The sequence below is a fragment of the Prevotella sp. MA2016 genome, from assembly GCF_000619825.1.
In the GTDB taxonomy this organism is placed as follows: domain Bacteria; phylum Bacteroidota; class Bacteroidia; order Bacteroidales; family Bacteroidaceae; genus Prevotella.
Genome location: NZ_KK211036.1, coordinates 1 through 25,396 on the forward strand (window position 1 = coordinate 1; position 25,396 = coordinate 25,396).

21 protein-coding genes, 1 rRNA gene and 1 pseudogene are annotated in these 25,396 nt (G+C 47.1%); 14 read left to right on the forward strand and 9 right to left on the reverse strand.

Annotated features, from left to right (window positions below):
* Nucleotides 1-30 precede the first annotated feature (30 nt).
* The 4 genes from rrf to T360_RS15180 all read left to right on the forward strand — a co-directional run bounded on the left by rrf (nt 31) and on the right by T360_RS15180 (nt 4,077).
* Nucleotides 31-143, forward strand: a 5S ribosomal RNA gene (gene rrf / locus T360_RS0110665).
* 496 nt (nt 144-639) lie between these two features.
* Nucleotides 640-1,443 (forward strand): SGNH/GDSL hydrolase family protein, encoded by an 804-nt coding sequence (locus T360_RS0110675; RefSeq protein WP_028912784.1) that lies wholly within the window; start codon nt 640-642, stop codon nt 1,441-1,443.
* A gap of 41 nt (nt 1,444-1,484) precedes the next feature.
* Nucleotides 1,485-2,660, forward strand: coding sequence for a glycoside hydrolase family 3 protein (locus tag T360_RS0110680; RefSeq protein ID WP_028912785.1), 1,176 nt, complete (start codon nt 1,485-1,487; stop codon nt 2,658-2,660).
* Between the two features lie 7 nt (nt 2,661-2,667).
* Complete coding sequence (locus T360_RS15180; protein ID WP_051523524.1) at nt 2,668-4,077, forward strand: histidine-type phosphatase; 1,410 nt, start codon at nt 2,668-2,670, stop codon at nt 4,075-4,077.
* Nucleotides 4,078-4,136: 59 nt separating this feature from the next.
* Here T360_RS15180 and T360_RS0110690 read toward each other — a convergent pair whose 3' ends face one another.
* A complete protein-coding gene (locus T360_RS0110690; RefSeq protein WP_155949512.1) occupies nt 4,137-4,658 on the reverse strand; it encodes a hypothetical protein in 522 nt (173 codons plus the stop codon).
* Nucleotides 4,659-4,934: 276 nt separating this feature from the next.
* On the opposite strand from T360_RS0110690, the gene T360_RS0110695 reads away from it, so the two are divergent.
* The 3 genes from T360_RS0110695 (at nt 4,935) to T360_RS0110705 (ending at nt 9,705) form a co-directional block, all read left to right on the forward strand.
* Nucleotides 4,935-6,038 carry a hypothetical protein gene (locus T360_RS0110695; protein WP_028912787.1) on the forward strand — a complete coding sequence of 368 codons (1,104 nt, stop codon included), beginning with the start codon at nt 4,935-4,937 and terminating at the stop codon, nt 6,036-6,038.
* A gap of 145 nt (nt 6,039-6,183) precedes the next feature.
* Nucleotides 6,184-9,315, forward strand: coding sequence for a DEAD/DEAH box helicase (locus T360_RS0110700; protein WP_028912788.1), 3,132 nt, complete (start codon nt 6,184-6,186; stop codon nt 9,313-9,315).
* Between the two features lie 3 nt (nt 9,316-9,318).
* Entirely contained in the window at nt 9,319-9,705 is a 387-nt protein-coding gene (locus T360_RS0110705; protein ID WP_028912789.1) for a (deoxy)nucleoside triphosphate pyrophosphohydrolase, read from the forward strand.
* Between the two features lie 33 nt (nt 9,706-9,738).
* Here the strand turns inward: T360_RS0110705 and T360_RS0110710 are convergent, their stop codons facing one another.
* Nucleotides 9,739-10,278, reverse strand: coding sequence for an NADPH-dependent FMN reductase (locus tag T360_RS0110710; RefSeq protein ID WP_028912790.1), 540 nt, complete (start codon nt 10,276-10,278; stop codon nt 9,739-9,741).
* Nucleotides 10,279-10,380: 102 nt separating this feature from the next.
* On the opposite strand from T360_RS0110710, the gene T360_RS0110715 reads away from it, so the two are divergent.
* Both T360_RS0110715 and T360_RS0110720 read left to right on the forward strand, forming a co-directional pair.
* A complete protein-coding gene (locus tag T360_RS0110715; protein ID WP_028912791.1) occupies nt 10,381-10,896 on the forward strand; it encodes a DUF3237 domain-containing protein in 516 nt (171 codons plus the stop codon).
* A gap of 18 nt (nt 10,897-10,914) precedes the next feature.
* Nucleotides 10,915-11,901 carry a Gfo/Idh/MocA family protein gene (locus T360_RS0110720; RefSeq protein WP_028912792.1) on the forward strand — a complete coding sequence of 329 codons (987 nt, stop codon included), beginning with the start codon at nt 10,915-10,917 and terminating at the stop codon, nt 11,899-11,901.
* Nucleotides 11,902-11,915: 14 nt separating this feature from the next.
* Here T360_RS0110720 and T360_RS0110725 read toward each other — a convergent pair whose 3' ends face one another.
* On the reverse strand, nt 11,916-12,335 hold the full coding sequence (locus tag T360_RS0110725; protein ID WP_028912793.1) for a hypothetical protein: 420 nt from the start codon (nt 12,333-12,335) through the stop codon (nt 11,916-11,918).
* 141 nt (nt 12,336-12,476) lie between these two features.
* Between T360_RS0110725 and T360_RS0110730 the strand changes: the two genes are divergently transcribed.
* Nucleotides 12,477-14,174, forward strand: coding sequence for a glycogen/starch synthase (locus tag T360_RS0110730; protein WP_028912794.1), 1,698 nt, complete (start codon nt 12,477-12,479; stop codon nt 14,172-14,174).
* Nucleotides 14,175-14,209: 35 nt separating this feature from the next.
* The gene (gene glgP / locus T360_RS0110735; RefSeq protein WP_028912795.1) at nt 14,210-16,786 is read left to right on the forward strand and encodes an alpha-glucan family phosphorylase; all 2,577 of its coding nucleotides are present in this window, start codon (nt 14,210-14,212) and stop codon (nt 16,784-16,786) included.
* Nucleotides 16,787-16,828: 42 nt separating this feature from the next.
* Here glgP and T360_RS0110740 read toward each other — a convergent pair whose 3' ends face one another.
* From T360_RS0110740 to T360_RS0110750, 3 genes are read right to left on the reverse strand one after another with little or no spacing between them, the layout of a single operon-like run.
* Nucleotides 16,829-17,401 (reverse strand): DUF4369 domain-containing protein, encoded by a 573-nt coding sequence (locus T360_RS0110740; RefSeq protein WP_028912796.1) that lies wholly within the window; start codon nt 17,399-17,401, stop codon nt 16,829-16,831.
* Between the two features lie 4 nt (nt 17,402-17,405).
* Nucleotides 17,406-18,344, reverse strand: coding sequence for a ribose-phosphate pyrophosphokinase (locus tag T360_RS0110745; protein ID WP_028912797.1), 939 nt, complete (start codon nt 18,342-18,344; stop codon nt 17,406-17,408).
* Between the two features lie 44 nt (nt 18,345-18,388).
* The gene (locus T360_RS0110750) at nt 18,389-18,997 is read right to left on the reverse strand and encodes a thiamine phosphate synthase (RefSeq protein WP_028912798.1); all 609 of its coding nucleotides are present in this window, start codon (nt 18,995-18,997) and stop codon (nt 18,389-18,391) included.
* Between the two features lie 198 nt (nt 18,998-19,195).
* Here T360_RS0110750 and fabD point away from each other — a divergent pair, with 198 nt between their 5' ends.
* Both fabD and T360_RS0110760 read left to right on the forward strand, forming a co-directional pair.
* Nucleotides 19,196-20,086 (forward strand): ACP S-malonyltransferase, encoded by an 891-nt coding sequence (gene fabD / locus T360_RS0110755; protein ID WP_028912799.1) that lies wholly within the window; start codon nt 19,196-19,198, stop codon nt 20,084-20,086.
* The gene (locus T360_RS0110760; protein ID WP_036929495.1) at nt 20,073-21,728 is read left to right on the forward strand and encodes an alpha-amylase family glycosyl hydrolase; all 1,656 of its coding nucleotides are present in this window, start codon (nt 20,073-20,075) and stop codon (nt 21,726-21,728) included. The genes fabD and T360_RS0110760 overlap by 14 nt, the downstream gene beginning before the upstream one ends.
* Nucleotides 21,729-21,766: 38 nt before the next feature.
* Here T360_RS0110760 and T360_RS15840 read toward each other — a convergent pair whose 3' ends face one another.
* Complete coding sequence (locus tag T360_RS15840; protein WP_051523525.1) at nt 21,767-22,432, reverse strand: GIN domain-containing protein; 666 nt, start codon at nt 22,430-22,432, stop codon at nt 21,767-21,769.
* A 122-nt stretch (nt 22,433-22,554) separates the two neighbouring features.
* Here T360_RS15840 and T360_RS0110770 point away from each other — a divergent pair.
* Nucleotides 22,555-23,019 (forward strand): annotated as a pseudogene (locus T360_RS0110770) (hypothetical protein); the annotation flags it as partial.
* Nucleotides 23,020-23,064: 45 nt separating this feature from the next.
* Here T360_RS0110770 and T360_RS0110775 read toward each other — a convergent pair.
* Both T360_RS0110775 and T360_RS15190 read right to left on the reverse strand, forming a co-directional pair.
* Nucleotides 23,065-24,132, reverse strand: a complete 1,068-nt coding sequence (locus T360_RS0110775) for an endonuclease/exonuclease/phosphatase family protein (protein ID WP_036929497.1) — start codon at nt 24,130-24,132, stop codon at nt 23,065-23,067.
* Between the two features lie 17 nt (nt 24,133-24,149).
* Nucleotides 24,150-25,382 carry an ATP-binding protein gene (locus T360_RS15190; protein ID WP_197019306.1) on the reverse strand — a complete coding sequence of 411 codons (1,233 nt, stop codon included), beginning with the start codon at nt 25,380-25,382 and terminating at the stop codon, nt 24,150-24,152.
* Nucleotides 25,383-25,396 lie beyond the last annotated feature (14 nt).

The following is a 25,396-nucleotide window of genomic DNA, read 5'->3' on the forward strand; positions in this document are numbered from 1 at the left end:
TTCTTGTGTCGACAATGTCAATAACCTATATTAGGTGGTTATTGCAGTGGGGTCCCACCTCTTCCCATTCCGAACAGAGAAGTTAAGCCCACCTGCGCCGATGGTACTGCAATGCAATGCGGGAGAGTAGGAAGCCGCCGTCTTTTTTTAAAGAAAAGCCTCGAGGATACAATATCTTCGGGGCTTTTTCGTTTTATATATGTATGCAGTGGACAGACAGAATCAGACAAACCAAGATTATCGCTTTTGTAAGATATTTTAGTATGTTCTTGTTGGTCGTGCTTAAGCGTGTCGGCCTTAAAAGTGCGAGCTCCAAGCGGTTGATGACCTCTTTCTTACGTGAGATCTTTAGAATACTTTCTTTCATGTTTTTATTTATTGATTAATTAATACTATTTTCTAGGTTGATTATTACTCTTTTCTAACTTGAAAAGTACCCATTTCTAACTTAGAAAATAACGTTTTCTGCCTTAGAAAACGGTTGTTCCGAGGTTCCTGGCCCTGAATAGGGATAAGCTGATTGCCGCTTAGCATGCTAGTAGGGTATAACTCCCGCTCTCTTAACTTCTAAACAAAAGAAAATGCTCTTTTTCCTGAATAAAGCTTTTGTATTTCAAATTTGTTTTGTATTTTTGCAGTATGAAACGATTACTAACCCTACTTTTGGCGGTTTCACTTGCAGTGCCCGCCATATCTCAAACCCTATTTCAGCATCCTTGGCAGGGCAAGCGTGTGGGCTATTTTGGCGATTCTATCACCGACCCTCGCAACAAGGCTGCCAATAAGAAGTATTGGAGCTATCTGCAGGATTGGCTCCAGATTGCACCCTATGTTTATGGTGTGAGCGGTCGGCAGTGGAACGACATTCCCCGTCAGACCGACAAATTGAAAGCTGAGCACGGTGATGATGTGGATGCCATCTTGATTTTTATCGGCACCAACGATTATAATGCCGGTGTTCCCATTGGTCAGTGGTTCACCGAAGTCTCAGAGCAGGTGATGGCCGGCATACACGAGCCCAAGCACATGGTGGATCGTCGTCATCGTTATCCCGTCATGGCCGACTCTACTTATCGTGGTCGTATCAATCGAGCCCTCGATTATGTCAAACGCATGTATCCTGGAAAGCAGGTTGTGTTGCTCACTCCCATCCATCGCGCTCAGTTCTATGCCAACGATCAGAACTGGCAGCCTCGCGAAGACTATACCAATAAGTGTGGCGAGTATATCGATGCCTACGTACAGTCGGTCAAGGAGGCTGGCAACCTGTGGGCAGTTCCCGTTATCGACCTCAATGCCCTGTGCGGCCTTTATCCTCTGATGGACGAGCACGCAGAGTTCTTCAACAACGCTGCCACCGACCGCCTTCATCCCAACAACGAAGGTCATCGCCGCATGGCCCTCACCATCATGCAGCAGCTCCTGGCTCTGCCAGTGTTTTAGCAATCTGATTTTTATTAACTTTTTGATATATAACTATAGGAATGAAAACATTTAAAACATGGATGAATGCCGCTTTGCTTTTGGGCGGTTTGCTGTTAACAGCTTGTACTAACTATGATTCACCTGCCAGTTCACCTACCGGCGATGTTGAGCAACAACTACGAAAGATGACCCTTCGCGATAAAGTAGGACAGATGTTCTACGTACGCCCTGAGGCCCTCGACACCACCATCCACTGGAGCAGTTTCGAAGAGCTTTCGCCCTACAAACTGCAGCAGATTAACAGTGTTATGTCAGGCGTTGTCAAGAATTATCCCATAGGTGGCATGATTCTCTATGCCTGGAACATCGAAGACGAAAACCAGCTCGAAGCGTTTATCTCGCAGATACGTACACTCAACGGTAGTCCGCTGTTGTGTATCGACGAGGAGGGCGGTCGCGTGTCACGCCTAGCCAACCATCCTAACTTCGATCTGCCCAAATATACGTCGATGGAGGCGATTGGCGAAACCGGCGATCCCGCCAATGCCTATGAGTGCGCTAACACCATCGGCACCTATCTTACCCGTTATGGTTTCGACATTGATTTTGCCCCAGTGGCCGATGTCAACACCAACCCCGACAATGTAGTGATTGGTGCGCGTGCCTTTAGTGGCGATCCTGCTGTGGCAGCACCCATGGTAACCAGTTATCTGCAGGGACTTAAAGATGCCGGTATTACAGGCTGTATCAAGCATTTCCCCGGACATGGCGACACCACCGCCGACACCCATTATGGCTATGCCCAATCGATGAAGACCTGGGCCGAGATGATGGATTGCGAGATGGTTACCTTCCGTGCAGGAATCGCTTGGGGCTGCCAGCTGATTATGACCGCCCACATTGCAACCCCCAACGTCACCGGTAGCGATGAGCCCGCCACCATGTCGCCCGTCATCCTTGAAGATAAGTTGCGTGGTGAGTTAGGCTATCGTAACATCATCGTTACCGATGCCATCAGTATGGGCGCCATCACCAATCAGTACACCAACGCCCAGGCAGCTGTCGGCTGCATTAAGGCCGGTGCCGATATCGTGCTCGATCCCCGCAACTATGTCGAGGCCTTCGAAGCCGTGATAGCTGCCGTTAACGATGGCACCCTCACCGAGGACCGCATCAACCAGAGTGTTCGCCGCATCCTGAGACTCAAGAATCAGATACGTAACCGCATGAAGTAACAACCTGATGGAACATGTCAAAAAACTTATAGCCCTTGCTCTGCTGGGCGCCATGGCACAAGGCGCATGGGCCCAGATAGAGCGCTCGGCCGCCTTCAAGACCAAGTATCAACTGAAGCAAGTGGTAGTGATGAGCCGCCACAACATCCGTTCGCCGCTGACGTCGGGTGGGGCAGTCCACATGCGTGTCACCCCCTATCAGTGGTTCCAATGGACCTCTCCCTCCAGTCAGCTGTCGTTGCGTGGCGGTCTGGCCGAAACCGTCATGGGGCAGTTCTTCCGCAAGTGGGTAGTAGGCGAGGGATTGCTGCCCGACAACTACCGTCCTGAAGGCGAAGAAGTGCTGTTTTACGCCAACTCTCGCCAGCGCACTTTTACTACAGCCAAGTATTTCTCGGCTGGTTTCCTGCCCTTTGCCAATGTAGAGATAACCCACAAGTTGGCCGAGGACAAGATGGACCCCGTGTTCACGCCCCAGTTCACCAAGATGAACGATGCTTACCGCCAGCAAGTGCTCAGCGAGATCAACGCCATGCATGGCGGTCCCCAGGCTTGGATGCAAAGCATGCGCCCCACCTTGCAGTTGATGGAGCAGGTGATAGATATGGCCCACTCGCCAGCCGCCCAGAACGACACCACCCATTTCTGGTTTGACGACACAAAGTTTGTCATCGAGAAAGGCGATGAGCCCCGCATGACGGGCGGTTATAAGCTGGCCAACAGCGTGGCCGATGCCCTGGTGCTGCAGTGTTACGAAAGTGAGAGTATGACAGCCTTCGGCACCGAGCTCACCACCCAGCAGTGGCGCGATATCTGCCGTGTAAAGCAGGTTTACGATGCCCTGCTTTTCACCACCCATTCGGCCGCCATCAACCTGGCTTATCCGCTGATTAGTCGCATCCGTCAGGAGCTCAACCGCACCGATCGTAAGTTCATGTTCCTGTGTGGTCACGATAGCAATCTGGCCAGTATCGGCGCCGCCTTGCGCCTTATCTATCCCGAAACCCAGAACGCCTTTGAGATTCACACCCCCATCGGTTCAAAGCTGGTGTTTGAGAAGTGGAGCGATGGCAGCGAAACCTACGTAGGCATCAACATGGTATTTGCCAAAGTCAGTCAGCTGCAGAACCGCTCGTTGCTCACCCTCCAGGAGCCACCTATGGTGCTGCCCGTAACCGTTGATGGCCTAACGCCCAATGCCGACGGCCTCTATCGTCTTTCCGACCTCGACCACCGCATGCAGGAAACCATAGCAGAGTACGAGGCCATCGAAGATGCCGCCACCGTCATCAACAATACATCGACCGCTGCCGCCACTCCAGACACCTATATGACCTATACCCTGAGTGGCATGCCAACCACCGATAGCACCCACGGCTTAGTCATCAAAAACAAGCGCAAGGTATTCAGGAAATAACGCCTAGATATTTTTTAGGAAATACAAATAATAAGGTGAGCATAACTAATATGCTCACCTTATACATCATTTAAACTAACAAACTCAAACTCTTTAAAATTGATGTACGCGTCCATATCATCATTCTCCATCTCCCATTCTTCGATAGCATCATAAACATCCTCTTTCGTAGGTTCAATTTTGCGACCGATGTAGTTGCCAACGCGTTCTGCCACTTCTTCGATGGTATCATAATAGTCGTTTTCTGGTGGCATGTCGAGTTCAAACCTACTCGTAAAGAAGCGTCCTTCGGCATCATTGGTTAGATATGTGTCCCAGCCATCCCCCTCAGCCGAAAAGTATATCTCCAGTCCCGGATACACCTTTTTAATTAAGTGTAGCACATCAAAAGGCGCTTGCCAAGCTGACTCTGTGAAAAAGTAAAGACTTTTGTTGTTAATCTTTAAGTAGTCCCACGTGCCACGGCAATACACCTCATGCCAATCTCCACCTAGTCTCGCTACCAGGTTACCCAACCAACGTTTAGGGTAGTAGAAACCATTCTCAATCAGTGGTACTTTACGATTTTGCAGTCTAAGCATCTTTTGATAAAGCGACCTCATTTGTCGCCTATCGCCCACGATGCTAACGGACATAAAAGCAGGGTTACTCATTTTTTGTAGCAAAGGTAGAAGATCGCACTAACCTGGCCAAACAATTTTGATCAGTTTAGATCAAATTTGAATTGTTTAAATCAGTTTAGAATATGTGAGGTTAAAGCTAGATTATACTCTTGAATTATTTTTCATTGTGACAAATTGGCAATATATTAAATTGGCTTAGTTTTTGTTATTATTACTATAATAAAACTAACCTTTATGAGAAAAAAAGTAAACGCAAAAAATCCACAAGGAGTTAAATATTCAGAGGCAAATCTTGCCGATGGGTCGATAGTTTATGCACATAAAATAGATAAGTCTCAAGAGGAATGGAAAGGGATTCGTTTTTATTTCCTTGGATGCGAAGGTGATGATGAGGAGGAAATGGTATTTGTTAAGAGGAAGAACGGAACTGGTTTTACAAAGTTTTTCCGCCATCGTCCTGGATATATTAAGACAAGAAACGAACCAGACAGATATCTTCATAACTATTCGGAGCTAAGGATAAAACAACGCTTTGACGACAGTAATGAATTCTTGATAGAATACTATGAGGAAGAAATTTGTCCTAACTATAAAACATGTAAACTTGCAAAAATAATTGATTGTAAAGCTTCTGGGAAAGCACGTAAAAAGACAATAAATCTTAGAGACATGTATGATACATGTACGCCGGAGAAAAGTGAAGATAAGTATATTGCAGATTTGCTTTTAACTAATAGTAAAGATGATACAATACCTCCCCTTTTTTTAGAAATATATGTCACTCATAAATGCTCGAAAGAAAAAATAAATTCTGGATATAAAATTATAGAAATCTCAGTAAGTAAGAAAGAGGACGCAGAATGTGATATAATTGAGAATATGGGTGATGTGGTAAATAGTTACAATTTTTTGAGTTATGCTAATCAAATATTGCCGCCACCAATATGGTTTCATGGTTTTGTGAGGGATTCTTCGTTCTATGATTATATTCAATTCGCTTTTTTCTATTTAATTGCTAATGGTGACGGTAGTTATAGAGGGGAATGTAAACAGGTTAATTGTCTAGAAGTCAATACTTCTTCTATACCAGAATATGAACGGTGCCTTTATAGACCTTTAAGTGATATCTCATGTGCTGACCTCTATGAATTGGGTATTGCAAAGGCTTACATTGAAAAATATAATGTACGGGACTGCTCTATATGTACAAAAAGAAATCAATGCAAAGATAGAGGAATGATAGATATTTCTTTAGGTTGTTTTTTATTTGAAGTAGACATTAATCATGTCAGAAATATAATTGATAGTAGGGATACTAGATGGATAGATTTAAGATAAAAAAGTATTTAGAATGGCTCTTTTATGGCTGTTCCAACTATCCTAAGTGTAGATATAGTGTTAAGTAAAAACTATCTTTTTTTGTCATTTATCTGTCTTTTAGAAAAAAAGTTTTATCTTTGCAAGCAATTAGATAAATTGCTATATGATTGAGCTGGGATTATACGAACAGATAATCAATAAATTATTCGAGGTGAAACTTGGTGAATTGGATCACCAAGAGTTTTATATTGGCAAACAGCCGATGACAAAGGATAATGTGGCTACTTACCTGTCACGATACCTTTATGGGTTGTTTGTTGATGTTTTTTCTCAGTTCAATCAGGATGATGAAAGTGTTGAGAAGGCAGTTAAACTTGCAAATGATATCATTAAGCATTTAGCTCAAAAATTCTATATTGAAGATACTAACCTGCTGTCGGCTAAATCAGAGATTCTTACAGCTGTAATTGACAAAACAAAGTGCGAATTTCCAGATATAGCAGAACATATTTGCGAGATAACTCCAATAACATCACTTGTTCGCAGTACATTGTTTACTGGTTCAAGTAAACAGGTTTCGTTAGAAAGTGAACTGAAACGCGAAATATTATCTGCCGACGAGATATGCTTGCTGGTGTCATTTATTCGTAGCTCGGGTTTGAATCTGATTTTTAATCAGCTGAAGGATTATACCCAGAGTGGAAAGAAACTTCGAGTAATCACCACCACATACATTGGAGCAACTGACTATAATGCTATCAAAAAGTTGGCCACATTGCCAAATACGGAGATTAAAATCTCATATAATTCTTCTCTTGATAGACTACATGCTAAATCATATCTGTTTCTCAGAAATACAGGTTTCCATACGGCTTATGTAGGTTCGTCAAATCTTTCTGAACCAGCATTGACCGAGGGCCTGGAGTGGAATGTAAAAGTTACCCAACAAGAGTTACCACATATCATTAAGGAAATACGCCATACTTTTGAGTCATATTGGGGAAATCCCTTGTTTGAAACCTTTGTTTCTGGTAGGGATGACGAACGATTAAAGGAGGCTTTGTCGGGGGTAAAGACTGAGACGATAGATTATAGTGTGCTCGATTTGATAAAGGCGCATGATTATCAGGATGAGATATTGGAAAAGCTAAAACTTGAACGTGAGGTGTTTGGGCATTATCGCAATCTGGTGGTAGCTGCTACAGGTACTGGTAAAACGGTTATTGCTGCATTTGACTATAAGAATTTTAGGGAGCATAATAGTCGATCCAACTTCTTGTTTGTTGCTCATCGTGAAGAGATCTTGAAGCAATCTTGTAGAACGTTTAGAACTGTATTGCAGGATGAGAACTTTGGTGACTTGTGGTATGGTGATGTGGCGCCTCAGGCTTACACACATCTGTTTGCTTCGAAAGATATGTTGAATAATCATTTGGATGAGTTAGAATTAACTGACGATTTCTTTGATTATATAATTTTCGATGAGGTACATCACATTGCTGCTGATTCTTACAGAAAGATACTTAGTAGGTTTAAACCAAAGATATTGCTTGGCCTAACTGCAACGCCAGAACGTATGGATGGTGAAGATATTACCAAGGATTTTGATGGGAAGATATCTGCAGAAATTCGTCTTGATGATGCTTTGAATAATCGCCTGCTGGCTCCATTCCATTATTATGGAATAACTGATAGAGTTGACTTGACTACTGTAACTTGGCGAGGCGGAAGATATGTAATATCAGAGCTCTCGAAAATATATACAGAAAACGACTTACGTACAGGATTGATTCTTAGAAAGATTGAAGAATACCTCCCTAATTATCACGATGTGCGTGCACTTTGTTTCTGTGTGGATGTAGAGCATGCAAAAAATATGGCTGCTAAGTTCCAACTGGCCGGATTAAAATCGGCATATCTTGTTAGTGACAATGGGGCTGAGCGTGTGAAGTGGAGCAGACAGCTAAGAGAAAAGAAAATAAACTATCTGTTTGTAGTAGATATGTTCAATGAAGGTGTAGATATACCAGAGGTTGATACTATCTTATTCTTACGTCCTACTGAAAGTTTGACTGTATTCTTGCAGCAGTTTGGACGTGGACTTCGTAAAGCAGAGGGTAAGGATTATGTAACTATACTCGACTTTGTTGGTCATTGCAATAAGGAGTTTAACTATACTGATAGATTTAGAAGACTCATAGGACGAACATCTATGAGTGTAGCCGAAGAGTTTGAAAAGGATTTTCCACATTTGCCATTAGGTTGTCATATAACCCTCGAAGCAAAAGCTAAGGAGTATATCCTTGAAAACATCAAGGCTGCAATAGGCACTTTCCGTAAGAACAAAGTTATTACATGGATTCAGGCGTATAGTAGCGAAACTGATAGACCGCTTACGTTAGCAAACTTTATTCATTTGCATCAGATTCCACTTGAAAAATTTTATAAGAACTTTACTTGGCAAGGAGTGCTTAATTTGGCCGGAAAAATATATCGCAGGTCTCGATTTGAAAATGAGTTGAAACGTGCTGTGTATAAAAAATGGTTGTCAACAGATTCGTATACCTATTTTTCTTTCATAGAACGAATAGCATCTCAAAGTTTTAAAGTAAGAGTCGATGACATGAATTACATAGAGCAGAAGATGGCTCTGATGCTTTATTATGATATGTTCCAAGAGGCCGGTAAATACACAAATTTGCAAGGTATGTTTGACGACCTTTCTTTGGATGATCTTTTTTGTGAAGAAATGAGGGAGCTTGTTGGGCTGCTTAAAAATAGATGTGAAGCATATGAGATGGTAGATAATTCTTCTATCATGAATTTCCCGTTAAAGCTTCATGGTGTTTATACCAAAGATCAGATTTTTGTTGCATTGGAGACTTCAAGTATTGATAAGAAGTCTTCATGTCGTGAAGGATGCGAAAGAAATAAACGTTTGAATCTCGAAGCCATGTTTGTTGATATTATCAAGGATAGGGAAGAGGGCTCAAATACTAATTATAACGATTTCGCTATTAATGAGTTGTTGTTTAACTGGGAAACACAGAACAAAGTCAGTCCTACGTCACAAGCCGGTAAGAACTATATTAATGAAACCCAAACGATGCTTCTCTTCGTGCGTCAACAAGATAGCTATCCTGATGACAAAGGTAGAACCATGGGATTTACATATCTTGGAGAAGTAAAGTTAGTTAAGTGGCAAGGTGCAAAACCAATAGAGATTGTTTGGCGACTTAAGACACCAATGCCTGCATCAATGTTGAATATTGCTAAACATAGAGCTGTAGTATAAAATATGAAAAAAATAGAAGTAGTAGCTGCGATTATTCGCAAGGATGATAAGATATTTGCCACGCAGCGTGGATATGGGGATTTTAAAGACGGATGGGAGTTTCCTGGGGGCAAGGTTGAACCTGGCGAAACGCCTGAAGCAGCTTTGAAACGTGAGATACGCGAAGAACTCTCTACAGAGATTAGCGTGGATAGTTTCGTGTGTACCGTAGATTATGATTACCCGCAATTCCACCTTACCATGCATTGTTATTATTGCAGTTTGCTGGATGATGCCTTGCACCTTAATGAGCATGAGGCGGCGCGATGGTTAACCAAAGAACAACTTGACAGCGTGGATTGGTTGCCTGCTGATTTGGAGGTAGTTGAGAAAATTGAAAAAGAGGAATAAGCATCGCTGCTGATTCCTCTTTTTATTTTCTTTTTATTGAAGCAACTTCTCGGCTTGGAGCTTTAGTTGTGCTTTCTGTTCATCGGTGAGGGTGAGCACGTCTGTGGTCCAGGCCTCTGGTGGTACGGCGACGCCGGTTTGTTCTGGGAGTACGTCGGCCCTGATGAAACTAAGCAGTTCTGATAGTTTCTCACGGCATTTGGCTGTAGCCAATTTTCCGCCTGCACCACTCAGCGCCACGCGCTTGCCATTGATGCAAGTGGGCGTTTCGTAATCCAGTGGTTTTACGGGGCGAGAGAGCCAGTCGAGTAGATTCTTCAGATGGCCGGGATAACTGAAGTTGTACTCGGGGGTGAAAATCCACAGTGCGTCGGCCTCTGTTATGGCTTTGCGAATGCGAGCCACCTCGGCTGGTTCGGGCTGCTCGATGTCTTGGTTTACCCAGGGTAAACGACTGTAATCAAGCTCCTGCACTTCGGCCTGATTACCAATAATCTCCTTAGCCACTTCGGCCATCTGGCGGTTAAAGGACTTGGCCCTTAACGAACCGATAATAAATAAAATTTTTTTCATATTCATTCCATCATTAGACTGTTTGGTTGCAAAGATAGTATTTTTTATTGAAATAAAAATCAAATAATGAATTTTTCTATTTTTTTTTTATATCTTTGCAGAATGAAAAAGAAAATATTACTAGTAGCTATGGCTGCCATAATGGCGCTGGGAACAAAGGCGCAGGTGGTGATGCCGAAAGAGACGCCGGAATTGGAATTTGCCTTGCAGCTGAAAGTGACGCTGGGCGAGGCATTTGGTATTAACAACATGCAGCACGGACGCCGCACGGTGATTCCTATCACTGGGGGTACCTTTGAGGGGCCGCACATCAAAGGCACTATCATGAATGGTGGAGCCGACTACCAGTTGAATGCGCCGGATGGGCGTACGGAGCTGGAGGCTATCTACTGCATAAAAACTGACGACGGGGTGTATATCCACGTGAGAAACCGTGGTATCATTGCCAATGGTAAGGATGCTGACGGTAAACCTACTTTCTACTTCAAGGCGGCACCGCAGTTTGAAGCGCCTGCCGACAGTAAGTATGGTTGGCTGAACAACACTCTGTTTGTATGTGCGCCTGATTTCAATCAGGATTTTAAGGGCATCGTGCTCAATGTGTGGCGCGTAAAATAAATCAAAAAAATATAATCTGTGAATATCGGTATTATAGGTACTGGCTGGATAGCCGAGAAGATGGCACTGACCCTGCAGGGATTGGCTAAGCGAGAAGACGGACGCGACTGTAAGGCTTACGCCGTGAGCTCGCGTAGTAAGGAGAAAGCTGAGGCTTTTGCCCAGCAGTGGGGATTTGAGAAGGCCTATGGCTCGTATGAGGAAATGGTGTGCGACCCGGCGGTTGACTTGGTGTATGTGGCCACGCCGCACTCGCACCACTATGCTCACACCATGCTGGCACTGCAGCATGGCAAGGCGTGCCTGGTGGAGAAGGCGTTTACGGCTAATGCCCGTGAGGCTGAGGCTCTGCTGGCTGAGGCCAAGCAGCGCAAACTACTGGTAACAGAGGCTATCTGGACGCGCTACCAGCCTATGCGCCAACTGATTCAGCAGGTGCTGGATGCTGGTACGATAGGACCGGTGAAGATGGTGTATGCCAGTCTGGCTTACTCGATGGGGCAGAAGGAGCGCATCATGCGGCCTGACCTGTGTGGCGGCGCGTTGCTGGATCTGGGGGTGTATGCCATCAACTTTGTACGTATGTTTTGTGGGGGCGACTGGCGCGAGGTGCACTCACACTGCTCGAAAGCTGAAACGGGAGTGGATCTGCAGGATGCCATCTCGGTGGTTTACGGCGATGGTATGATAGCCAACCTGCAGGCTTCGGCTTGTTGTGCCAATGACAAGCACGGCGTGCTGAGTGGCGAAAATGGATATATCGAGGTGGATAACATCAACAATCCGCAGCGGGCCACAGTGCACGGCCGGGATGGCGAACTGCTGCGGGTGATAGACTGTCCGCCACAGATAACGGGCTACGAATATCAGGTGCTGGCATGCCGCGACGCGCTGGAGGCCGGACAGCAGGAGATAGCTGCCATGCCTCATCAGGAGACACTGGAGGTGATGCGCATTATGGATGCGCTGAGAAAAGAGTGGGGCGTGGTTTATCCAATGGACTAAACGGAGGGACGGAGCTACTTGCGCTTGAACTCGAGCGTCTTGGGTAGCTTCTGCCACTTACCTTTGTTGGGCACCTTGAGGGTGCTGCCGCTTTCTTGTTTGAGGATATACACAGAGTCGTTCTTCTGGGTGAGGGTGGCGGTGAGGTCTTCGCTTCCGTAATCGTTGATGAGCTGCAGCTCGGCCTTATGGCCTTTCACCTCAGCCGAAGTGATAATCCAGGCAAAGGGATTGTAGCGCTTACTGAGGAATCCGGGCACCTGCCCGATGAGGTCCTGACCGGGGACGGTGATATCCTGTTCGTAAAGATTAATGCGCAGAAAAACATCAAACTCACTATTTATGAGGTATGCACGAAAAGGCTCTTTGGCGTTCTGGCCACTGGCTGAAAGGGTGGCCAAACAGAAAAGTGCTATCGTAATTAACTTGTTCATAATTTAATACTTATGGATTTTTGGGTGCAAAGATACCTAATCTATATCATCTTTTAAACGTTTACGGAGAAAAAATTGCAATAAATGTTGTATATTTAAGTATTTTTTAATTATCTTTGCAGCGAATTAGTTAGTTTATCTATGGTTAATAATCGATTAGTGCCGGACTACATCTTCGAGTCAAGTTGGGAGGTCTGCAACAAGGTAGGGGGAATATATACAGTGCTTTCGACACGAGCCAAGACCCTACAAGACACTATGAAGGACAGGATTCTTTTTATAGGTCCTGATTTTTGGAACGAACATGAGTGTCCCTATTTTAAGGAAGATGCCTCGCTGTTTGCTGATTGGCAATGGGAGGCTAAAGAGCAGGGACTGAAACTTAAAGTGGGTCGCTGGACTATTCCAGGAGAACCTATTGCTATTCTAGTAGATTTTAAGCCGTTCTTTGAAAAGAAGAATGAGATATATGGCTGGCTGTGGGAACACTACGGCGTGGACTCATTGCATGCTTATGGCGACTATGATGAGGCCTCGATGTTCTCGTATGCTGCTGCGCTGGTTACGGAGAGCTTCTATAAATGGAAGAGCGTGAAAGGCGAGTGGAACGAGAAAACAAAGGTGATATACCATGCCAACGAGTGGATGTGCGGACTGGGTGCACTGTACCTGAACAACCGATTGCCACAGGTTGGTACGATGTTTACAACCCACGCTACTAGCATCGGAAGATCGATCGCTGGCAACATGAAACCTCTCTACGACTACCTGTTTGCCTATAATGGCGACCAGATGGCCGGCGAGCTGAATATGCAGAGCAAACACTCGATTGAGAAGCAGACTGCTCACTACGTGGACTGCTTTACAACGGTGAGCGACATTACCGCCAAGGAGTGTGTGGAGCTGCTCGACAAGCCCGTGGACGTGGTGCTGCCTAATGGTTTTGATAATAGTTTTGTGCCAAGCAGCGCGCAGCAGTTTGCTCGCAAGCGCAAGGCTTCACGACAGAAGATGCTGCAGGTGGCTAGTGCACTGCTGGGTGAGGAACTGACCGACGACACGCTGATTGTTTCTACATCGGGTCGCTACGAGTTCCGCAATAAGGGTATCGACGTGTTTATTGAGGCGATGAACCGGCTGAGGTTCGACAGCAGTCTGAACCGCAAAGTGGTGGCTTTTATCGAGGTGCCCGGTTGGGTAAGTGAGCCCCGCAAAGACCTTCAAGATCGTCTTCAAACCACCACCACCCATCACCCATCCCCCAATACTCCGCTCGACTTGCCAATGGTGACCCACTGGCTGCACAATATGGATCACGACAACGTGCTGGGCATGATGAAACATTACGATATGTATAACCGTAAGGACGACAAGGTGAAGGTGATATTCCTGCCTTGCTATCTTGATGGTAATGATGGTATCGTAAACATGACATATTATGATGTGGTGCTGGGTAACGACTTGTGTATCTATCCATCCTATTATGAGCCTTGGGGCTACACACCGCTGGAGGCTGTTGCCTTCAAGGTGCCTTGCATCACGACCGACCTGGCTGGATTCGGACTCTGGGCCAACACCGTGTTTGGCAAGGAGGGGCAGCTGGCTGACGGCGTGAAGGTGATACACCGCACAGACTACAACTACAGCGAGGTGGCTGATGCCATCAAGGAGACTGTGGCAGAATTCTCAAACATGACTAAAAAGCAGGTGGATGCCTGCCGCAAGAATGCTGAGGCTCTGTCGAAGAAGGCGCTATGGAGTGAATTCATAGCCTACTACTATGAGGCTTACGATATCGCACTCAGCAAAGCGGAAGAACGTAAGAAGAACTATCTATAGAAATAATAATACATGTTTAAATAATACGTAACATTATGAAAATTAAAGCTGATTATGCAAATGCTCCAATGTGGAAGGACCTGACCGTGAAGTCGAGTCTTCCTGAACAACTGAAGTGTTTGGACGAGATTGCCCACAATATGTGGTGGGTATGGAACTACGAGGCACGCGACCTGTTCCGCGACCTGGACCCTGAGCTTTATCATGAGGTGAAACATAACCCAGTGATGCTGCTGGAACGCTTGAGCTTCTCGCGTAAAGAGGCTATCGTAAAAGATAAGGCGCTGATGAAGCGTATCAAGAATGTTTATGACTTGTTTCATCAGTATATCGACGTAGAGCCTGACAAGAAACGTCCTTCAGTGGCTTACTTCTGTATGGAGTATGGTATCCACTCTGCTCTGAAGGTTTATTCTGGTGGTCTGGGTATGCTGGCCGGCGACTATGTGAAAGAGGCTTCTGACTCTAATGTTGATATGTGTGCTGTAGGTTTCCTGTATCGTTTCGGCTATTTCACACAGAGCCTCTCGATGGAGGGACAGCAGATTGCTAACTACGAGAGCCAGAACTTTGGTAGCCTGCCTATCGAGCGCCAGCTGGACAAGGATGGCAACCCAATGGTGATCGACGTGCCTTACACCAACTACCAGGTGCACGCTTATGTTTGGCGTGTGAACGTAGGTCGTGTGAAGCTGTATCTGTTGGATACCGACAACGATATGAACTCTGAATTCGACAAGCCTATCACCCACAGCCTGTATGGTGGCGACTGGGAGAATCGCTTGAAGCAGGAGATTCTGCTGGGTATCGGTGGTATGCTGCTGCTGAAGAAGCTGGGCATCAAGAAGGATATCTATCATTGTAACGAGGGACACGCTGCTCTCTGCAACCTGCAGCGCTTGTGCGACTATATTGATGAGGGCATGACTTTCAACCAGGCACTTGAGCTGGTTCGTGCTTCTTCACTCTACACTGTTCACACTCCTGTACCTGCTGGTCACGACTACTTCGACGAGGGCCTGTTTGGTAAGTATATGGGTGGCTACCCACAGAAGTTGGGTATCTCATGGGATGAGTTCATCGGCATGGGTCGTACCAATCCTGACGACCACAGCGAGCGCTTCTGCATGAGTACATTTGCCTGCAACACCTGTCAGGAGGTTAATGGTGTGTCTATGCTGCATGGATGGGTTTCACAGAAGATGTTTGCACCTATCTGGGCTGGCTACTATCCAGAGGAGAACCACGTGGGCTACGTGACCAACGGTGTGCACTTCCCAACATGGTGTGCTACCGAGTGGCGCAAGGTGTATGCTAAGTACTTCGATCCGAAGCACATGAGCGACCAGAGCAACGAGGAGATCTGGCACGGCATCTATAACTGTCCTGATGAGGAGATCTGGGCCACACGTATGGCACTGAAGCAGAAGTTGTTCGACTATATCAAGGAGCAGTTCCGTGAGACTTGGTTGAAGAACCAGGGTGATCCACAGCGTGTGGTTGGACTGATGGAGCGTTTCAATCCAAACGCACTGGTGATTGGTTTCTGCCGCCGCTTTGCTACTTATAAGCGTGCTCACCTGCTGTTTACCAACCTCGACCGTCTGTCGAAGATTGTAAACGATCCTGAGCATCCAGTAGTATTCCTGTTTGCCGGTAAGGCTCACCCAGCTGATGGTGCTGGTCAGGGTCTGATTCAGCGCATCTACGAGATCTCGCAGCGTCCTGAGTTCCTGGGTAAGGTGCTCTTCCTGGAGGACTACGACTTCCTGCTGGCTCGCCGACTGGTATCGGGTGTAGATATCTGGATGAACACCCCAACACGTCCGCTCGAGGCTTCGGGTACATCTGGCGAGAAGGCCGAGATGAACGGTGTGGTAAACCTGTCAGTAAAGGACGGCTGGTGGCTTGAGGGCTATCGCGAGGGTGCCGGATGGGCGCTCACCGAGAAGCGTACTTACAACAACCAGGGTTATCAGGATCAGCTGGATGCTGCTACCATCTACCACCTGTTGGAGAACGAGATTATACCTCTTTATTATAATAAGAATAAGAAGGGCATCAGCGAGGGCTGGATCAAGGTGATCAAGAACAGTATCGCACAGATCGCTCCTCACTACACTATGAAGCGCCAGCTGGACGACTACTATGAGAAGTTCTACAACAAACAGGCTAAGCGCTTCAAGGAGTTGGCTAAGGACAACTGCCGTCTGGCTAAGGAACTGGCTCAGTGGAAGGAGACCGTGGCTGAGCGTTGGGATGCTATCAACGTGGTTTCATGCGAGTGGGATTATCCTGCTGCTGGTATTGAGACCGCTCAGAAGTACACCATCCGCTACGTGATTGACGAGCAGGGTCTGGACGATGCTGTAGCTCTGGAGAAGGTGAATGTGCACATCGACAAGGAGGGCGAAGAGCGTGTATTCTCTATCGAGCCTCTGAAGATGGTAAAGCGCGAAGGCAACCACTATACCTTCGAGGCTACACTCTCACCACAGCAGGCCGGACAGTATAAGAGTGCCATCCGTATGTATCCTACACATAAGGCACTGCCTCACCGTCAGGACTTCTGCTACATCAAGTGGCTGGAGCTGCCTAACCACACCGTATAATAAGAGGTGGTTACATCATAAAAAAAATCCCGGGTTCAATGTTTATTTGAACTCGGGTTTTTTATAGTTTTCTTGAATGTATTTTCCTAATACGTTGTCGCGGTTGCGCTGACCTGTCTCGATGATGCAGTCTGACAGGCGACGGTGCATGCTGTCGATGCGCTGCTGCAACTGCTGGCGCGGCAAGGGGGGATGCTGCAGGGTGGAAACCTGAGCCAGGCGGATGAGCTGGGTGCCCAGCTTCTGGACGGTGTCGTTGAGGGCCTGCCATTCGTTGTTGAGTACGGTGCCCGACACGCGGGATGGCTTGGGGTGGCGATTCAGCTCGATGGTGATATTGCCAGGCTCAAGAAAGAAGCTGATGCTGGTGAGCCGGTCGCTGTTGAGATATGCACGGCAGAAAAGGGTAGTATCCGTGGTGCCGGCAAACTTGAACACGCCATCCTCGACATAGGCTTGGCCCAGAACCTTCTGGGGTGGGTCTTCGAATGCCAAAGTGATGGTGTCGCCATTGTGCAGCTGGGGCGCGCAACCATTTATCTGATAAACATCAGACTGGCAGGAGCACAGCACAAGGCCGGCTACTACCAGTCTGAAAAGGTTCTTATTATTCATTTACTTATACGATGTACAAGTCGCTGATGCTCTTATTGTCGATGACGCGGCGGATGGCCTCGGCAAACATGTCGGCTACTGAGAGCTGCTTAACCTTGGCGCAACGCTGGGTATATGGAATTGAGTCGGTGAAGACAATCTCTTCGAGAGATGACTCCTGCACACGATCGCTGGCAGGACCGCTCATCACGCAGTGGCTGGCACAAGCGCGAACGGTGAGTGCACCATTCTCCTTCATCAGGTCGGCTGCCTTGGTGATGGTACCGGCGGTGTCAACCATATCGTCGATAATCACAACGTTCTTACCTTTCACATCACCGATAATCTGCATAGAAGCTACGACGTTGGCACGGGCACGTGTCTTGTTGCACAGTACCAGTGGGCAACCCAGATACTTGGCGTAGGTGTTGGCACGCTTTGAACCACCAACGTCTGGCGAAGCGATTACCAGCTCGTCGAGATTAAGCGACTCGAGGTAGGGGATGATAACGTTTGACGCATACAGATGGTCAACAGGTACATCGAAGAATCCCTGAATCTGGTCGGCATGCAGGTCCATTGTGATAACACGGTTTACACCTGCAGCGCTCAGAAGGTCGGCCACCAGCTTGGCGCCAATGCTAACACGTGGTTTGTCCTTGCGGTCCTGACGGGCCCATCCGAAGTAAGGGATAACAGCATTGATGGTGCGGGCAGAAGCACGCTTGGCTGCATCAATCATCAGCAGCAGCTCCATCAAGTTGTCAGAATTGGGGTAGGTGCTCTGTACCAGGAATACATCGCGACCGCGGATGCTCTCCTCGTAAGAAACAGCAAACTCTCCATCAGAGAATTTAGTGATTTGCAACTGGCCTAATGGGCAACCCAGACTTTGGCAGATTCGCTCTGCCAGGTATCTCGTTGCTGTACCTGAGAATACCATATAAGAGCTTTGTTCACTCATTTTTAATACCTATTTATATTTTATATATTAGTACTTTAGTTTCGCTAATCTATCGTTTTGCGCAGTTTCTCAAAGTGATTGAGCAAGGCTTTGTAGTCGATTTCATTGTGAATGTTGAACCTGTTCCACAGGTCGCCACATATCACCATGCCACCGAAACCTAGTTCCTTGATCTCTTTCACACGATCGAGATTCATACCTCCCAGAGCATATACTTTCTTATCGATAAGGCCCTGACTGGCTGCCTGACGCAACTCATCCATTGTGAACGACTGCTTCTCGTTTGCGTTGGTCTGACTGTCGAAGATAGAGTGAAGAAAAACGTAATTCGATTTCTTCTTGGTTTCCTTCAATTCACTGATAGCATGACATGTGCGACTGATGTTGCCTTTATAGCCAACAGGAGCCTCGGTGTAAGCATCGTCTATATGAATGCCGCGCAAACGGTACTCTTCTTTCAGATAGAAGTGTCCATGCACGGTTATCTTGCTATGATAGTCGGAACCGAGTAGGGTCAATAAACGCTCAGAATACATGGGCGATGCACCTGGCTTGTACAGGTGCAGATTATCCAATCCCTCCTCGAAGAGGTTCGCTAGAATCTTGTCCTCTTCGACGAAGAATGTGGGTTTCGTCATTACAATAAGCTTCATTTTTGCCATCTGTTCTCTTTCTAACTGCAAAATTACACAGATTTTTCGATATTCAGACTACTTTCAGCAAAAAAATGGCTATTAGGGTGCATTTTTCAGAAAGTTTTAGTAATTTTGCATCCTGAAAATAGCAAAATCGCTAAATTATCTCAATTAGAAATAAATAATAATTAGTAAATTCATAAATTGTAAATTAAGATGAAAGCATTTGTTTTTCCCGGACAGGGAGCACAGTTTGTAGGAATGGGTAAGGATCTGTATGACACAAACCCACTGGCAAAGGAACTTTTTGAGAAGGCTAACGAGATTCTCGGTTACCGCATCACCGATATTATGTTCGAGGGTACCGATGAGGAGCTCAAGCAGACTAAGGTTACTCAGCCTGCCGTGTTCCTTCATAGTGTTATCTCTGCACTCTGCATGGGCGAGGCTTTCGCTCCTGAGATGACTGCTGGTCACTCTCTGGGTGAGTTCTCGGCTCTGACTGCTGCTGGTGCTCTGAGTTTTGAGGACGGACTGAAGCTGGTTTACGCTCGTGCAATGGCTATGCAGAAGGCCTGCGAGGCTCAGCCATCTACCATGGCTGCCATCATCGCTCTGCCCGACGAGAAGGTTGAGGAGGTTTGCGCTGAGGTGAGCAAGCTGGGTAAGGGTATCGTTGTACCTGCCAACTATAACTGTCCTGGACAGCTGGTTATCAGCGGTAACGTTGAGGCTATCGAGGAGGCTTGCGAGCAGCTGAAGGCTGCTGGTGCTAAGCGCGCATTGGTGCTCAAGGTGGGCGGTGCTTTCCACTCGCCACTCATGCAGCCTGCTAAGGACGAGCTCCAGGCTGCTATCGAGGCTACTGAGATCAAAACTCCAAAGTGCCCTGTATATCAGAATGTTGATGCTAAGCCTCATACTGATCCTGCTGAGATCAAGGCTAACCTCATTGCACAGCTCACAAGCTCAGTTCGCTGGACTCAGAGCGTACAGAACATGATTGCTGATGGTGCCGACGACTTCACAGAGTGTGGTCCTGGTAAGGCCCTCCAAGGCATGATCGCTAAGATCAACAAAGAGGTTTCTGCCCATGGCATCGCCTAAGATTATAGTTTATCAGGTTTTTACGCGACTTTATGGCAATCGTTGCACTAACCGCATAGAGGATGGTACGATAGCCGAGAATGGTTGCGGAAAACTGAACGACTTCACGCCCACTGCCCTGAAGAAAATCAGGGAGATGGGCGTGAGCCATATTTGGTATACGGGTGTCATCAGGCATGCGTCGCAGACTGACTATAGTGCCTATGGTATTCCTAAGCAGCATCCGGCTGTGGTGAAGGGTAAGGCTGGATCGCCTTACGCCATCACCGACTACTATGATATCGACCCAGATTTGGCCGAGAACGTAGCGCAGCGTATGCAGGAGTTTGAAGCGCTTGTGGAGCGCACACATAAGGCAGGGATGAAGGTGATTATCGATTTCGTGCCTAACCACGTGGCGCGCCAGTATCACTCGATATGTAAGCCCGAAGGGGTGAAAGACTTGGGTGAGGGCGACAACCCACAGAACGGATTCGACCCGCAAAACAACTTCTACTACTGTCCTGGTCAGCGCTTTGCACCTTATCTCGACCTGTATCATGGCGAGAATGAGGCGTATCTGGAAGAGCCGGCGAAAGCTACGGGCAACGATTGCTTTAATAACGCACCAGGCATGAACGACTGGTACGAAACGGTGAAGCTGAACTACGGTCTGGACTACTATGCCGGCAGAGTGGGGCATTTCGACCCTATACCCGACACATGGAACAAGATGACGGAGATTCTGCTGTTCTGGGCGGCTAAGGGTATCGACGGTTTCCGCTGTGATATGGCTGAGATGGTGCCTGCTGCCTTCTGGCACTGGGCTACCAGTAAGGTGAAGAGCCGCTATCCCGACTGTGTGTTTATCGGTGAGGTGTATAATCCCGCAGAATATCGCAACTACCTGGGGGCTGGCTTCGATTATCTATATGATAAAGTGGGCATGTATGACACGTTGCGCGGTGTGATGTGCGGATATCAGAACGTGCACGCTATCACTGGCGCCTGGCAGCAGACTGATGATATCAAGCAGCACATGCTCTACTTCCTGGAGAATCACGACGAACAGCGTATTGCCAGCGACTTCTTTGCTGGCGATGCACGTAAGGGTGTACCGGCACTTGTGGTGTCGGCCTTGCTGCAGCAGAACCCGCTGATGATTTACTTCGGACAGGAGTATGGCGAGCGTGGTATGGATAAGGAGGGCTTCAGCGGCTGCGACGGACGCACCACCATCTTCGACTACTGGAGTGTGGATACGATAGTACGGGCGGCTCAGCGCAAATACACGCTTCGCGAAAAGCATCTCTATGATACCTACTGCAAGGTGATGAACCTGGCGAAGAGTCAGAAGGCGGTGACCGACGGACTGATGTTCGACCTGATGTATGCCAACGGTCATCTGCAGCGGCAGTTTGCCTTTATTCGTAAGGCGGGAACTGAGGCGCTGTTGGTGGTGGTCAACTTCGACGATGCACCAGCTGCCATTGATGTGAACCTGCCTGCTCATGCCTTTGATTATCTGGGGCTGAAAGAGAAGACGGCAACGGCCGCAGATCTGCTGAAAGCACAAAAAGAAAAACTCGCTCTTAAGCGCGATAATGCGGTTAGATTAGAACTTGAGCCGCTTGGCGCTAAAGTGCTGAGTTTTAGAGTATAAACAAATCATCCCAACCGGTCTGGTTGGGATGATTTGTTTTAAAGTTCACTGATGCTACCTATACCCGTTCGCTTGGTGTTTTTATGTTTGGGATGACCAGCATAATCGAGTGAGCCAACACCTGAAACGTTGCCGTCAATCTCGTCGCTGGCATAGCACTTGATGCTGCCCACGCCTGATACATTGGCCCTTACTTTCTGAACTTTGAAGTGCTCGGCTTCGATGCTGCCCACGCCGCTGTTGATCAGTACTGCTTCGTCGGCCACGCCGCTGATTGCAATCTCGCCAACGCCACTGACAACGGCTTCAAGGCGGTCGGTATCCAGGTTGTCGATGTTGATGCCAGAAGCACCGCTATTGATCACTTTGGTAAGGTCGGCAGTGTAAACCTTGATTTTTACATCTTTGGTATCGAGAGAGAGATTCTTCTTGGTGTAGCCGATGCGGAGCGCACTGTCGGCGCTGTCAAATTTGTAGTATTCTACATAGTTGTCGGGGGCGATGAGCTCTATGGTACCGCTCTTTTTCACGTCCTGAATGATATCTACATGACCCACGCAACTCATGTTTACTGCTTCGAAAGCATCTACCTTATAGGTCTTGGTTACGATGTTGTCGCTGGGAGTAATCTTGTTGATACCCAGATCTACCTTACATGATGTGAGCGCTAAAACGCAAACCATCAGAAACAAAATCTTTTTCATACTCTTTCTTATTTTAATTGGTTATTTTATCTGTTAGACGTAACAGACTGCCGAAAAGTTGCGAATAATTTGTTTTTTATCGATTTAATTTGTATTTTTGTGCCCAAAAATTTAATGATATGGCTGATTACGTATTCAATGAGCACAACAAAGAGGAGTTTCCACCAGCGCATACTGCTGAGCATCTGCTGAATCAAACCATGATTAGGATGTTTGATTGCGGACGTTCGTTTAATGCCCATGTGGAACGCAAGAAGAGTAAGATGAGTTTTCATCTTGACCAGAAACCTTCGCGACAGGACGAGCGGGAGATAGAGCGCCGTATGAACGAGCTGATAGCAGAAGACCTGCCCGTGACCTTTGAGTATGTGACTCGCGACACATTGCCCGACGATGTAAGTGTCGACCGCCTGCCGGAAGATGCCTCAGAGACCATCAGATTGGTGCGTATCGGTGATTATGATGTGTGTCCCTGTATCGGTAAGCATGTGCGTTCTACCTCGCAGATAGGACGCTTCGAACTGTTGGGTACCAACTGGGACGAGCAGGAACGCTCGTTCAGGGTGCGTTTTAAGATAGTACAGTAACAAAAAAAGAATCCCACTCAAATGAGCAGGATTCTTTTTTGGGGTTTATTGCTTGTGGATGGCTATCTTAGAGAATACCGGGTTGTGGTCGGAGTAGTTGACGTCGCGCTTGTAGTAGCTTACGGCCTGCATACCCTTGTCGTGGAAGATGTAGTCGATACGTACTTTCTTGTTGCCACCACGGAAGGTGTACATAAATCCGCTACCAGCCTCAGTAAATCCGTCAACCTTATCGCCCAGCATGGTGTTATAGACGTAAGAGTAGGGCACATCGTTGAAGTCACCACATACGATGATAGGCTTTTCGCAATCACGCATGTCCATAGCCAGAACGTTGGCCTGGCCAGAACGGGCAATCATACCTAAGGTATAGTTGCCATAGAAGGCGCGCATCAGAGCGTTGCCCTCAATGTCGAGGCCCTGATTCATGAGCTTGCCGGCCTTGTGGAGTGTGCTGTTGATACCAGTAGTCTCCAAGTGGGCATTATACACACGGATGACGGTGCCTTGATAGTTTACCTCGGCCCACATAGCACTGTTGTTGGTCATCTCGAAGTTCATGTTCTTCGACTTGACGATGGGGTAGCGGCTATAGATCATCATGTCGCTCTCGCCCTGTGCCATATAGGGGAAATATTCTTTATACGATGTTGAGTTGAGTTTGTCGCCACACTGGTCGTTGTACTCCTGGAAGCAGACTACATCTACCTTCTGGCGCTTCATCTCGCTCAGGATGTCTTGTGCGATAAAGCCAGATGTTTCGCGACCGAACATGGCCACGTTGTAGGTGGCAATCTTGATGCCTTGAGTGGCTTCTGCATTCTCGTTGGCTGAACCGAACTGATAGATGGTTCCACTGTATGGAATACTGCTCAGGATGGCAATGACTGGAATAATGGCCCAGTGCCAACGGCGCATGATGAGCCAGTAGATAAGAAGCACTACATTGGCTGCTATCAGGATGGGCAGAGCATATACCAGCATGGCGCGTGCTGTATTACCAGCAGGCTGAACGTCACCTCCGTAGAGACCTACGATGGTGAAGATCATAACGAGAAGTGTAATAATAAGAATGGTGAATGAAAAGTACTTTTGTACAGCTAGTTTTCCCATAAAAAGATATTTATAAATCAATTGTCGAGATATTTGCCAACCAGCTCAATCAGGTTTTCTACCTTGAATGGTTTGGCCATGAACTCATCGCAGCCTGCATTTCTGGCATCGCGGATGTTCTCTTCGAATGCATAGGCGCTCAGAGCTATCACTGGGGTGTCGGTATCTACCTCTTTGATGATGCGGGTGGCATCAAGACCGTTCATCTCAGGCATACGGATGTCCATGAGTATCAGGTCGGGATGCTCTTCTTCGTTCAAAGTAACAGCTTCGATACCGTTGTGTGCACGAATCAGGCGATAACGCTTGTGGAGCACAATCTTTACCAGCTCGTAGTTGCTGTCCTCGTCTTCAGCCACCAGAATGGTCTTCTTGTTTCTGTCGTCGGGGCGACCGCTCACACGGATAGTACGCACATTGGATGTGGTGGTGTTGCGAGCTGGGGTCATGCCGCCAATGGTGCCCTCGAAGGGGAGAATGAAACGGAACAGGGCGCCTTTGCCAAGTTCTGACTCTACATAGATCTTACCGCCCAGCTTCTCAACGATAATCTTACAGAGTGCCAAGCCCAAGCCATAACCGTTGTTGCTGTTCTCGGCATCACGTGATACGTAGGTTGTGAAGATGTGCTGCAGGTCGTCGGGGGCTATACCTGTACCGGTGTCCTGAACAAAGAACTCGATATTTGTGCCTTCTTCGAGCATGCGGTAACCATACTTGATGCTACCCGAAGAGGTGTGTTTCAAAGCGTTGCTAATGAGGTTTGAGAATACCTGGGTGATGCGGTTGGCATCGGTATTGAATGTGACAGTCATGTTGGGCTGCTCCCATGAGAGCTTCACTGTCTCGGGGCAACGGAACTTAAAGAGGTTCTTGATGCTGTCGCATAGCTGGTTCAGATCGGTGCTGGTCTTCTTCATCACAATTTCGCCTGACTCTACACGCGAAAGGTCAAGAATCTCGTTGACAAGGCTCTGCAGACGATTGTTGTTGCTCTCGATAATCTCGAAGAACTTCATACGGTCGTCTTGTGAGTCGGTCTCAACAAGCACACGTGAAAAACCTTCAATAGCATTCAGTGGGGTGCGGATTTCATGGCTCATGTTAGCCAGGAAAAGCGATTTCATCTTACTCGCTTTTTCTGCCTTCTTAGCTTTCTCTTCATATTCGGTTAGCTTTTGATTCGCAATGTCTAGTTGCTCTTGGGCAATGGTAAGCTTGCGATTAGCATCGGCTAATTTTTGAAGCATAATTTCTTTTTCGC

Bases quoted from the DNA above. Each gene is read 5' to 3' on its own strand.
- T360_RS0110745 (WP_028912797.1), bottom strand. From the start codon at position 18,344: ATGAGTGAACAAAGCTCTTATATGGTATTCTCAGGTACAGCAACGAGA.
- glgP (WP_028912795.1), top strand. From the start codon at position 14,210: ATGAAAATTAAAGCTGATTATGCAAATGCTCCAATGTGGAAGGACCTG.
- T360_RS0110695 (WP_028912787.1), top strand. From the start codon at position 4,935: ATGAGAAAAAAAGTAAACGCAAAAAATCCACAAGGAGTTAAATATTCA.
- fabD (WP_028912799.1), top strand. From the start codon at position 19,196: ATGAAAGCATTTGTTTTTCCCGGACAGGGAGCACAGTTTGTAGGAATG.
- T360_RS0110715 (WP_028912791.1), top strand. From the start codon at position 10,381: ATGAAAAAGAAAATATTACTAGTAGCTATGGCTGCCATAATGGCGCTG.
- T360_RS0110710 (WP_028912790.1), bottom strand. From the start codon at position 10,278: ATGAAAAAAATTTTATTTATTATCGGTTCGTTAAGGGCCAAGTCCTTT.
- T360_RS0110750 (WP_028912798.1), bottom strand. From the start codon at position 18,997: ATGAAGCTTATTGTAATGACGAAACCCACATTCTTCGTCGAAGAGGAC.
- T360_RS0110725 (WP_028912793.1), bottom strand. From the start codon at position 12,335: ATGAACAAGTTAATTACGATAGCACTTTTCTGTTTGGCCACCCTTTCA.
- T360_RS0110700 (WP_028912788.1), top strand. From the start codon at position 6,184: ATGATTGAGCTGGGATTATACGAACAGATAATCAATAAATTATTCGAG.
- T360_RS0110705 (WP_028912789.1), top strand. From the start codon at position 9,319: ATGAAAAAAATAGAAGTAGTAGCTGCGATTATTCGCAAGGATGATAAG.
- T360_RS15190 (WP_197019306.1), bottom strand. From the start codon at position 25,382: ATGCTTCAAAAATTAGCCGATGCTAATCGCAAGCTTACCATTGCCCAA.
- T360_RS0110730 (WP_028912794.1), top strand. From the start codon at position 12,477: ATGGTTAATAATCGATTAGTGCCGGACTACATCTTCGAGTCAAGTTGG.
- T360_RS0110740 (WP_028912796.1), bottom strand. From the start codon at position 17,401: ATGAATAATAAGAACCTTTTCAGACTGGTAGTAGCCGGCCTTGTGCTG.
- T360_RS0110675 (WP_028912784.1), top strand. From the start codon at position 640: ATGAAACGATTACTAACCCTACTTTTGGCGGTTTCACTTGCAGTGCCC.
- T360_RS15180 (WP_051523524.1), top strand. From the start codon at position 2,668: ATGGAACATGTCAAAAAACTTATAGCCCTTGCTCTGCTGGGCGCCATG.
- T360_RS0110680 (WP_028912785.1), top strand. From the start codon at position 1,485: ATGAAAACATTTAAAACATGGATGAATGCCGCTTTGCTTTTGGGCGGT.
- T360_RS0110760 (WP_036929495.1), top strand. From the start codon at position 20,073: ATGGCATCGCCTAAGATTATAGTTTATCAGGTTTTTACGCGACTTTAT.
- T360_RS0110690 (WP_155949512.1), bottom strand. From the start codon at position 4,658: ATGCTTAGACTGCAAAATCGTAAAGTACCACTGATTGAGAATGGTTTC.
- T360_RS0110775 (WP_036929497.1), bottom strand. From the start codon at position 24,132: ATGGGAAAACTAGCTGTACAAAAGTACTTTTCATTCACCATTCTTATT.
- T360_RS15840 (WP_051523525.1), bottom strand. From the start codon at position 22,432: ATGAAAAAGATTTTGTTTCTGATGGTTTGCGTTTTAGCGCTCACATCA.